The 1,124-nt window shown below is 68.9% G+C and carries 1 protein-coding gene; it reads left to right on the forward strand.

The window, feature by feature from the left end:
• Positions 1–151 precede the first annotated feature (151 nt).
• The gene (locus OJI97_RS09300; protein ID WP_297662872.1) at positions 152–1,030 is read left to right on the forward strand and encodes an NAD(P)-dependent oxidoreductase; all 879 of its coding nucleotides are present in this window, start codon (positions 152–154) and stop codon (positions 1,028–1,030) included.
• Positions 1,031–1,124 lie beyond the last annotated feature (94 nt).

The following is a 1,124-nucleotide window of genomic DNA, read 5'->3' on the forward strand; positions in this document are numbered from 1 at the left end:
GTCCCGCTTTTGGGCGGTGACAAGCGGGACCCCGGATCAAGTCCGGGGTGACGAAAAAGGACAATGAGCGCCCAGCTTCCAAATTATGTTGTCGCCAAGAGAGAGGCTTGAGCGCTGGCGCGCCGCGCAAACCATGGTTATGGATCGCCCCATGAGCGAACAGAAATTGCGCGTCACTTTCATCGGCACCGGCGTCATGGGCGGGCCGATGGCGGGGCATCTCGTCAAGGCGGGGCACGCCCTCACCGTCTACAACCGCACCCGCGCCAGGGCCGACGCCTGGGTCGCCGAATATGGCGGCACGGCGGCGGCGACGCCCGCCGAGGCCGCGCAAAACGCCGATGTCGTGCTGAGCTGCGTCGGCAACGACGACGACCTCGCGCAGGTCACGCTCGGCCGCGACGGCGCCTTCAGGGCGATGAAGAAAGGCGCGCTGTTCATCGACCACACCACCGTTTCGGCGCGCATCGCCCGCCAGCTTTCGGTCGAGGCCGAGGGGCTGGGCCTGCTCTGTGTCGACGCCCCCGTCTCGGGCGGCGAGTCGGGCGCGCAGGCGGGGACGCTGTCGGCGATGTGCGGCGGCACGCAGGCCGCGTTCGACGCCGCCGAGCCGATCATGCGCGCCTATGCCGCGCGCATCACCCACATCGGCGGCCCCGGCGCCGGGCAGACGACCAAGATGGTCAACCAGATCGCGATCGCCGGGGTGCTCCAGGGGCTGTCCGAGGCGGTGCGCTTCGCGCAGGCGTCGAAGCTCGACACCGGCAAGGTGTTCGAGGCGGTGTCGGGCGGCGCCGCGGCGAGCTGGCAGATGCTCAACCGCTGGGGCACGATGGCGAAGGACGAGTTCGACTTCGGCTTCGCGGTCGACTGGATGCGCAAGGACCTCGGCCTCGCCCTCGACGAAGCGCGGGTGAACGGCGCGACGCTGCCGGTCGCGAGCCTCGTCGATCAATTCTACGCCGATGTGCAGAGGGCCGGCGGCGGGCGCAAGGATACGAGTTCGCTGGTGACGAGGCTGCCGAAATGAGGGCGTCCAATCTTCTAAAGCCCCTCCCCTTCAGGGGAGGGGTTGGGGGTGGGGTCCATCGGCCTTGCGCAAGGCTTCAAGACCCCGCCCCAAC

The sequence above is a fragment of the Sphingopyxis sp. genome (assembly GCF_025869345.1).
Lineage (GTDB): Bacteria > Pseudomonadota > Alphaproteobacteria > Sphingomonadales > Sphingomonadaceae > Sphingopyxis.

What these genes read in the sequence shown, in the direction of transcription:
- OJI97_RS09300 (WP_297662872.1), top strand. Translation starts at nt 152, where the DNA reads ATGAGCGAACAGAAATTGCGCGTCACTTTCATCGGCACCGGCGTCATG.